The 9,185-nt window shown below is 31.6% G+C and carries 8 protein-coding genes; 4 read left to right on the forward strand and 4 right to left on the reverse strand.

All coding sequences use genetic code 11. The features are described from left to right. A partial coding sequence (locus tag ACFCYJ_RS26885) for an AAA family ATPase (RefSeq protein ID WP_376078982.1) occupies positions 1 to 742 on the reverse strand: 742 nt, incomplete at its 3' end. A 1,568-nt stretch (positions 743 to 2,310) separates the two neighbouring features. Between ACFCYJ_RS26885 and ACFCYJ_RS26890 the strand changes: the two genes are divergently transcribed. Further along, positions 2,311 to 2,448 carry a hypothetical protein gene (locus ACFCYJ_RS26890; protein ID WP_376078984.1) on the forward strand — a complete coding sequence of 46 codons (138 nt, stop codon included), beginning with the start codon at positions 2,311 to 2,313 and terminating at the stop codon, positions 2,446 to 2,448. A 264-nt stretch (positions 2,449 to 2,712) separates the two neighbouring features. Here ACFCYJ_RS26890 and ACFCYJ_RS26895 read toward each other — a convergent pair whose 3' ends face one another. The 3 genes from ACFCYJ_RS26895 to ACFCYJ_RS26905 all read right to left on the reverse strand — a co-directional run bounded on the left by ACFCYJ_RS26895 (position 2,713) and on the right by ACFCYJ_RS26905 (position 3,748). Then, complete coding sequence (locus ACFCYJ_RS26895; protein WP_376078986.1) at positions 2,713 to 2,997, reverse strand: recombinase family protein; 285 nt, start codon at positions 2,995 to 2,997, stop codon at positions 2,713 to 2,715. 62 nt (positions 2,998 to 3,059) lie between these two features. Then, entirely contained in the window at positions 3,060 to 3,584 is a 525-nt protein-coding gene (locus ACFCYJ_RS26900; RefSeq protein ID WP_376078988.1) for a recombinase family protein, read from the reverse strand. A 5-nt stretch (positions 3,585 to 3,589) separates the two neighbouring features. Beyond that, positions 3,590 to 3,748, reverse strand: coding sequence for a hypothetical protein (locus ACFCYJ_RS26905; protein ID WP_376078990.1), 159 nt, complete (start codon positions 3,746 to 3,748; stop codon positions 3,590 to 3,592). Positions 3,749 to 4,604: 856 nt separating this feature from the next. On the opposite strand from ACFCYJ_RS26905, the gene ACFCYJ_RS26910 reads away from it, so the two are divergent. The 3 genes from ACFCYJ_RS26910 to ACFCYJ_RS26920 all read left to right on the forward strand — a co-directional run. After that, positions 4,605 to 6,608, forward strand: coding sequence for an ATP-dependent nuclease (locus tag ACFCYJ_RS26910; protein ID WP_376078992.1), 2,004 nt, complete (start codon positions 4,605 to 4,607; stop codon positions 6,606 to 6,608). Positions 6,609 to 6,613: 5 nt separating this feature from the next. Continuing rightward, positions 6,614 to 8,533: a UvrD-helicase domain-containing protein gene (locus ACFCYJ_RS26915; RefSeq protein ID WP_376078993.1), complete on the forward strand. Its 1,920-nt coding sequence runs from the start codon at positions 6,614 to 6,616 to the stop codon at positions 8,531 to 8,533. An 18-nt stretch (positions 8,534 to 8,551) separates the two neighbouring features. Then, positions 8,552 to 9,185: hypothetical protein (locus ACFCYJ_RS26920; protein WP_376078995.1), on the forward strand; the 634-nt coding region annotated here is incomplete at its 3' end.

Raw genomic sequence — 9,185 nt, forward strand, 5'->3', positions numbered from 1 at the left:
GCATAAATCCATGTTGTACCCAGTCGCTGATATTTAACTTGGAAAATAAATCAGCTATATCAACATCCTCTTTACCAATAATCCTAACTTTAAAAATAGAACTATCTTCAAAACATTCATCATAATTAATATTTATTAAAAGCTCTAATTTCTCACCAGATTGGTCATAAATAGATTCTTTTCTTTCTCTAATCTGGTCTAAAGTTTTTACATCTTGGATCAGATTATTAGATTCTTCAAGGCATTTATTCATAAATTTCTCTTTAGAATTTCTATAACCTTCAATCAAATCTTTAAATTCACTATCTAATTCCTTTTTTATATCCCAACATTTTTCTCTAAATTCTTCATTTAACTTAGATAACTCATCATTCTTAGTCCCAATAAGATTATCTTGTTTTCGAATTTCATCATCGTGACTAATTATTTTTTCCTTTAGTTCGTCTATTTGTAATTGTAGATTTACTGACTCTTTACCTAATGTGAAAATCCCCTTTATAGGGTTATCTAATCTGAAATTTTCATTAACAAAATTACGATTATATACATAAGGAACCAATCTTTTTCCTTGCCATTCTAATATACAATGGGGGAATTTTTCTTCCTTACGAATAAATTCAGAAATTGTAGTTTTACCACTCCCATTGTTACCATAAATAAAATTAATTTTTTTTACATTATCTAAAGTAGCACCAATTTCGTCGTATGTAGCTATATTTTGCATACTGATTTTTTTAATCAACTAATCTTATCCTCCTTTTATTAGAAATTGTTTTACTTCTTTAATTTATCATACAAACCCAATTAATTGGATTTTGTACTATAATTAAGAACCTAAAAATATAAACTATGACCAATTTATTTATATCTTTGTTTAAAAATTGGATTTTCAAAAAATTTTCAATTGATTTGTATTAAAATTATGGTGTCTGGGATATTTTTCAAACATTTTTTAAAGTCTCTTTTTTCATTTTCTAAAGAAGTAGTCAATGAGACTGAATAAAATTATATATTTAAAATGGATGAATTTGGATATACATTTGTAAATTTGAGACTACTTCTTCTAGTTCTGCCGTGGAATGGATCAAGGTTAATGTTGAGTAACGAATGAACCATTGAAAAATTTGAGAGGAAGTTTCTGCTTCTGTTAATGAAATATCGAACGGTGCTAAAACATCATCAAGTAAAGTAGAGACAGTTGCCGTAGCAATGAAGGAACAAGCTAAGTCGATAGAAGAAGTTAATGGTGTTTCGGTTACTTTAAGTAATAACGCACAAGATTTACAATCGGAAATTCAAAAATTCAGGATATAAGAAATAAATACCCGCCTCTATTGAGACGGGTATTTGTCTATGTGCGCCCGGCATGTGTATGAACTATAGGGTGCAAGTCCCGAACCCCGAAGACAGAAGTAGAGGTTAGCCAAGAGCAAGGGTGTCCGTGGCGACGCGGAATCTGAAGGCAAAACACCGGTCCGAGGAACACGAATCTCATAGAAGGCTAGGTATGATTGGATGAGTGTGCATAACAACACAAAGTCCTTTCTGTCGAAGGTCATATCGAGTAAATGAGGCGGATAGATGGTGTGAAAGTGCATACGCTTACCCGGGGAGGTCTGATGGAACCGCAAAGTACACTTTGTAACCTACTTAGCGATAGGTAGCTGAACCATCAGAAGTCAGCAGAGGTCATAGTACCATTCACATCTAGAATGAAGGGGAAGGACCGAACCATGAAGGAGTGTGGAATAAACTCGAATTTCACTTGTTCGATGAAGCAGACAACCCAAAGAAGGACTTACTTAGTGGAAGAAATGGTGAATCCCATAGGAGACACTAAGAGGGCTGAGAATACAAGTGGCAAGGAGAGACAGAAAAGCAAAACGGACAGGGAGATACAAAATCGCTGTCCGGCATACTTCATGGAACCGCCGTATACGGATCCGTACGTACGGTGGTGGTGTGCTGTGCAAGGCACATTAGAGATGAGGGAAGGCCCCTCGATAGAGATTGAATCAGGCAAATCTATCAAACAACCCTAAGCTGCTGCAATAAAGAGTTGTTGTGGTGAGCGTCTAGGGAAAAGGTTGAAACAAATCAATCATGTGAGATATACAAAGATGAACGCAAGTGAACCGCTGAAGAAGTATCGATAACGTAAAACTTTGTCAAAACTTGCTTTTCATCACTAGGCAAGGATAAGAGTAGAAGATAACCTGGAAAGCTGTCTACTTGGCAAACGGTATTAAGGTGGCATGAGTGTATATCGGGCTCTGATGTGAAACACAGGAACCTGCATCTCGATGGTAAGTGAAAAGACACAAGCCACAGAAAGGCGAGGTCGAAATAGCGAAGCGAGATGATAGGGGCGGAGATGTTCGTAGTAGTGAGGAAGTTACTGTAATGGTAATGGAGCGAAGGGACATCATCATTCAACTCGAAAGCTGAGAACAACTGGTAAAACAGGAGGATTTGATGAAAGAGAGTAAACCGTATAAGATTTCAAAACACGTTGTACTGGATGCGTTTAAAAGAGTCAAGGCAAACCGTGGAAGCGCTGGGATTGACGGTCAAGATATTAAAGCGTAATGCTTCTTAAATGTTTGGTGGAAATCGATTGGATGTGTTCCAATAATGTTTCTTTAACTAAACTATTTAACTCTTCAACAGTGATTAAAAGTCGTTTGTGGTTATTACTACATACAAAGTATCCTAATCAAATACATTTTCTCTTCGATGCTTCATTACATTTCCGCACTTCTCGCAATTTGGTATTACTAAAAACTGATTACTGGCACCTTCTAAACTTTCTTGATAATAGGAAAAATACTCATTTAGTTTAGATTTACCTTTAAGAAAAAGATCTAGATCAATTATTGGTGTTACATGAGATAATATCTGATAACCATTTTTTGTTTCATAGTGTCCAGCGTAAAATGGGTTTGATAAAATACGAAACAACTTTTCAGGCTTATTTAAACCTTTACGTCGTACCATTAAAAAGTTTAGAAATTGCTCACCGTCTTGGACATTACTAAAATTCTCAAATAATGAAAGAATTACATCTCTTTATCCTCATTAATTTGGTAACGAACTTGTTCATCTTCTTTTATACGTGTGTAGCCAAATAGACGTGAAGGATATTGTTTGCGAGCATCATCTGTACGTGTACGAATATTTTCGCCTTCAAGTTGTCCAAACATTCCATAAAACGCTTCTAGGGCTAGCTTGTTTTTAAAGGGTGGTTCATTACTGGCTGTGTACACAACTTCCACATTATATTTAATAAAAATCTTTGTTAAATCCACAAATTCATAAAAGTTTCGAGCTAAGCGATCACGTTTATATACGATTAGCTTTTCTACTTTACCTTCTTTAATTAGGCTAATTAATTCCACCAATTTTGGTCGCTGATCCATTTTTAATTTTGTTGCAGAAACATCGTAATCAGATAGATAAATAATTGTTTCCTCGTCTTCACTTAAATCAATCGATTCAAGGTATCTTTTTGCAGCAGTTTCTTGTAATTCAAGACTTTGTGCCGCTGAACTGACGCGCGTATAAATAACTTTAAATTTTTTCATGTAAATTATCCTTTCTTATTAATCAGTAAAGCTCGTAGTCTATAATCATCTTTCACAACTTGATCTAATAGTGATTTCTCTATAAAACGTCTAAACCACAACTCCGATTCTGATGATAGCTCTTCAGAGTAACTGACTTTGACAACTCGATATTTTGCTTTCATTTTTTTCCCTCCAGTATGATTTTGTAATAATCATTGCCTGGAGAGAAACTTTTTATACGTTAATTCTCCGAATCTCTTTTTTCATCTTTATTAAAATCCAATGATAATTGCACACTAGCTGCTACTATCGAAGATTTGTTCTTCCTTGGATTAACAATCACTTTTGTTTGGTATCCGGGAATTTGAAGTTTACTTATAATTTTGTTCCTGTAGGAGGGTGAATAAATTAATGATATTTCTAGAGATACCGAAGGATTCACAATGGTCTAAGCGTTGTTTATACCATTCAGTATTCTTAAGATAGTCTCTGTCCTCCACGGACCTCCTTTCTCATTATGATTTGTAGTTAATAAATACTCTTGGCCTCGAGTATTAATCATTTTATCTTCAGATTTTAATATTTTTTATAGTCCAAATTAACTACTTTTATATAAATATTCTAATGAACGTAAGAAAAGCAAAGTGGATAATCCCACTTTGCAAAAGATACAAAAAATTACACACATAAAATGTTTAATTTATAATTTTTTAAAGTCAAATTAATTTATTGTAATATAAATATCTTGTAATTGAGAAGATTTCAAGATTCTTAATAAATTATTACTCAATAATTTCTGGTAAAATATTCATAGTTGGATTAATAGTTTTTTAGGCAGATGCGATTATTAATTATAGTAGGGATTTTTTTAAAGAAAGCTTCTCTAGAAGATAAATCAATGATTATATGGTAGTTTTTGAAACAGTTGAATTAAGTGGATCTAAGAGCTTAAAGAAATTAATATATGTTAATTAAGTTTTTTGAAATCAATACAGTCTAAATAAAATTATTACGATATAACAAAAGGGGGAAATTGATATGTTTATTGCTGAATTACATTTAAATAACTTTAGATCTTTTGGAAAAACCTCACAAACTGTTGAGATTGATAATTTAACTGCATTAATTGGAGCTAATAGTGCTGGGAAAACGGGCCTAATTATAGCTCTATTAAGGCTCTTTGGTCAAAATAATGTGGATAGAACTTTGGTAAAGACTGATTTCCATATCCCGAGTAATGCCACTAGTACATTAGCTGAAGAAAAGAACCTTCTTATCGAAGCAAAAGTAGTCTTTCCTGAATTAGAAAATCAAAATCCTGAAGATATAGATACAGTTCCTGAATTTATTAAACATTTAGTGGTTGAACAACCTGGTAAAGCACCTTATTTAAGAATAAGGTTAACAGGAAAGTGGATTCAGGGAACAAACCCTGAAGGTAACATAGAACAAGAGTTACACTATGTGAAAGTACCATATGGGGATGTTGAAGTAGAAGGAGACTTAGTAAAGGTCCCAATACATCATAAAAATTTAATTCAAATGATGTATGTACCAGCTATGAGAAATCCTACAAAACAGTTAAAAAATGCTTCAGGGACGTTATTATGGAGGATTTTTGACGGGATAAAGTGGCCGGAAAATCTTGATACAGACATTGAATCTTTGACTGCTCCGATTGAAGATCTATTTAAGGGTGTTGAAGGGATAAAAAGTATTCAAGAAATATTAAATACTCAATGGAATAAGTATCATAAAGATCAAAGGTACTCAAATAGTAATTTGAAATTTAATAGCAACACGCTAGAGGATTTTTTGAAAAATGTAGAAGTTTTATTTAACCCAAGTGTTGACGGTAACACAGTAAAAATTGAAGAACTTGGTGACGGACTAAAATCATTGTTTTATATTACATTAGTTTCTTCTTTACTTGAAATCGAAAATAAGCAAGAAAAGAAAGATAAGCCATTATTAAATATATTAGCTATAGAAGAGCCTGAAAATCATATTTCACAACATTTGTTAGGTAGAGTTGTTAGAAATTTAAAAGAAATAGCGCAAAAAGATAATGCACAAGTTATTTTATCTTCTCATAACTCCTCAATAATTGGGAAAATAGATCCTGAACATATAAGGCATTTACAAATACAAAACTTTGAGTCAATAGTAAATTGTATTACTCTTCCAGAAAAAACTGATACAGCACATACATATATTAAGGAGGCCGTTAAGGCTTACCCAGATTTGTATTTTTCAAAATTAGTAGTATTAGGAGAAGGTGATAGCGAAGAAATAATATTACCTAAGTTATTAAGTGCATCCGATATTTTGTTAGATGACTTTAACATTTCTGTAGTGCCTTTAGGTGGACGTCATGTGAATCATATGTGGAAATTGTTAAATGATTTATCAATACCTCATGTAACTTTATTAGATTTAGACAGAGAAAGAAATGGAGGAGCCTGGGGAAGAATTAAATACGTTCTAGATCAATTAAAAGCTAATAATAGAATTTCTGAGGACTTACTAAAAGTTAAAAGGAAGGGTTCTATAGATGGTGAACTAGTAGATTATATTTACACTATGGATGATATAAAGTCTTTTCACAAAAGAAATGTAGAAGATATTCAAAGTATGAAGGTATGGATTGATAAACTAGAAAAAGAAGACGTTTTCTTTTCTTATCCCTTAGATATTGATTTTAGTATGTTAATAAAATTTGAAGATGAATACCATAATACAATGAGCCGCGGTCCTCAAAACATAGATAATGAAAGTTCGGCAGAATTTCTTTCTAAATTAGAAAGTTCGATACAAGCTACTTTAAAAAGTCCTGCAGCTATTGCAAAAACCTTCTCTTCCGAAGAACAAAAATCAATGATTTGGTATAATTCATTATTTTTAGGCAGGGGTAAGCCTAGTACTCATATAGCGGCGCTTAAAGATATAAGTAATGAAGTATTAATTGAAAAGGCACCTGCGGAACTGATTAGACTTGTAAATCGAATAAAAGGAAAAATTGGATTATCAGAAGAAGGGTGATCAATATGAATGAACAATCTAATGTATGGGTTCCATCTAATAATATTATTTTAGAGGAAGCAGCATTGCACGCAATTAAAAATCCTAATAATATTGCTATTGCTGCAGGTCCTGGGGCAGGTAAGACGGAATTATTAGCACATAAGGCTGGGTATTTAATAGAAACAGATTTATGTACTGTTCCTAAAAAGATCCTGGCAATAAGCTTTAAAACAGATGCCGCAAAAAACCTTCAAGAGCGTGTTAAACAAAGATATGGTAAAGAGGTAGCTTCGAGATTTGAATCAAAAACATTTGATGCGTTTGCTAAAAGTTTATTGGAGCAGTTTCTAAATGCTTTACCTGAAGAGTATAGACCTCATAGAGATTATCAAATCCTTTTAGATGAAAAACAAATTGATGATATTGTTAAAAGTTATATTACAGAACCGAATCCTAGCTATAGAAACTGGCAATTTGAATATCATTTTGCAAGATTAATTAAAACTATGAAAAATACAAATTTTCCGATAGTAAGTATTGAAAGTGATTTATATTCTTGGATAAATAGAAGAATATGGGGAGTATTAATCAAAGGGAAAGGGGACCTTAAAAGTTCATTATCTTTTCCAATGATATCAACTCTAGTCGAATATTTATTAAGCCAAAATCCGCTAATTGTTAAAGCATTAAGAGCGACCTATAGCCATGTATTTTTAGATGAGTTTCAAGATACAACGGATTTGCAATATAAATTATTGAAAACTATCTTTTTAGGTTCAGATTCTAAATTAACAGCTGTCGGAGATAATAAACAAAGAATAATGGGCTGGGCTGGAGCTTTGCCAAATGCATTTGATGTATTTACATCAGACTTTGGTGCGGAAAATGCTACACTTTTATGTAATTTTAGATCAGCTCCTAAATTAGTATATATACAAAATGTTTTCTCACGAACTTTAAATAGTCAATCTATAGATGTGAAAGCAGCAGGGAGCTGGAATGAAGATGATGGTATTTGTGAAATATGGAATTTTGATAACCATTATAGTGAAGCAATTATATTAGCTGAAAATATTAAAAAATGGATCGAAGAAAATCAACTTATGCCAAGGGATTTTTGTATCCTTGTTAAACAACAGGAACATATTTATGCAACAACTCTAATGACAGAACTATCCAAATTAAATATTCAAAGTAGAATAGAAAAAGATTATCAGGAGTTATTATCAGAAGAAGTGATTTTAATTCTGATAAAAATATTAGAACTATCATATAAAGAAAAATCTCCAGAGTTGTGGTTAAGTGTAATTGATGAAATTTTAGAAATTAAGTATGGCGATTTAGATCCACAAAGTATCAATTATATATCTGTTGAACAAGAATTAGTAAAATTATTATCAGAGATCAAAAGTAGTTTTACTAATACAGATGAAAGTAAATTTATAGTGGATATTGAGTGCATATTAAGAAGCATAATAGATTATTTTGGGGAAGATATTATTAGATCAATATATCCTAAATACAATCAAGGAGACTATTTAAATGTCTTGATAGAAAAGATGATATCTAAATTAAATTATAAAGATGGAATTTCTATGAAAGAATTGATTAGTGACTTTATAGGAGAATATAGCATTCCTATTATGACTATTCATAAAAGCAAAGGGTTGGAGTATCATACTGTAATTTTTATTGGAGTAGAAGACAAAGCTTTCTGGAGCTTTTCTACCCAAAGAGAAGCAGATAAAAATGCATTTTTTGTAGCATTATCGAGAGCAAAAGAACGAATAATATTTACAGTTAGTAATGAAAGAGAAGTACTTAGATATAGAAAATTAGAAAATGTGCAACAAACAACCGATGGAATTTCAGAGCTTCTACATACACTTGAAATCGCAGGAGTTCCAACTATTAATAAAATAAATGTAACTAATACTAACTAAAAATAAATTGAGGTGCAAATGGAAAAAAATTTTGATAAGTGGGATAGAAAGTCAAAGGGAATTCAGTCTAATCCTGCCTTTAAAGAAACGATTGAAAGTCTTGATAAACATTTAATGTTTGTCTGGCAATTATCTGATTTAATATGGTCAAATGGTAATGTGAATTTTTTTAATCATGGCAATAGACATTTCATAATGAGAACGGAATTAATTGATTCAACAGAAAGTACGCTGAAAAGTATACGTACCTTAATCGATTCTGGGAATTTTAGTGATGTTAATGTGTTGGTTAGAAAATTTAGAGACGATTTGTTTTTATATCTATATTTTTTAGAAGTAGGTAACAGATATAATCATAAAAAGATTTCTAAACACGATAATAATTGTTTCGATTGGATGGAAGGAAAACTTAAAGATTTTAAGTTAACAGATATACTTATTTTTTTAATGAAAAATAAAGAAATAGAAAAAGTGATTAATAAGTATAAGCTTCGAAAAGTTTGGGATGATATTGGGGTGAATTTGAATAATTTTGTGCATGCAAATGGTTTATCGTATGTTCAGATGAATTATGCTAATTTTAATCCCGAATTTTTAGAGAGGATTTTAAAGGATATTAAATTTAAAATCGAATATATTGTTTCAATATTTG

Origin of the sequence: Lysinibacillus sp. NPDC056232 (assembly GCF_042267565.1) — a bacterium.
Classification (GTDB): Bacteria; Bacillota; Bacilli; order Bacillales_A; family Planococcaceae; genus Lysinibacillus.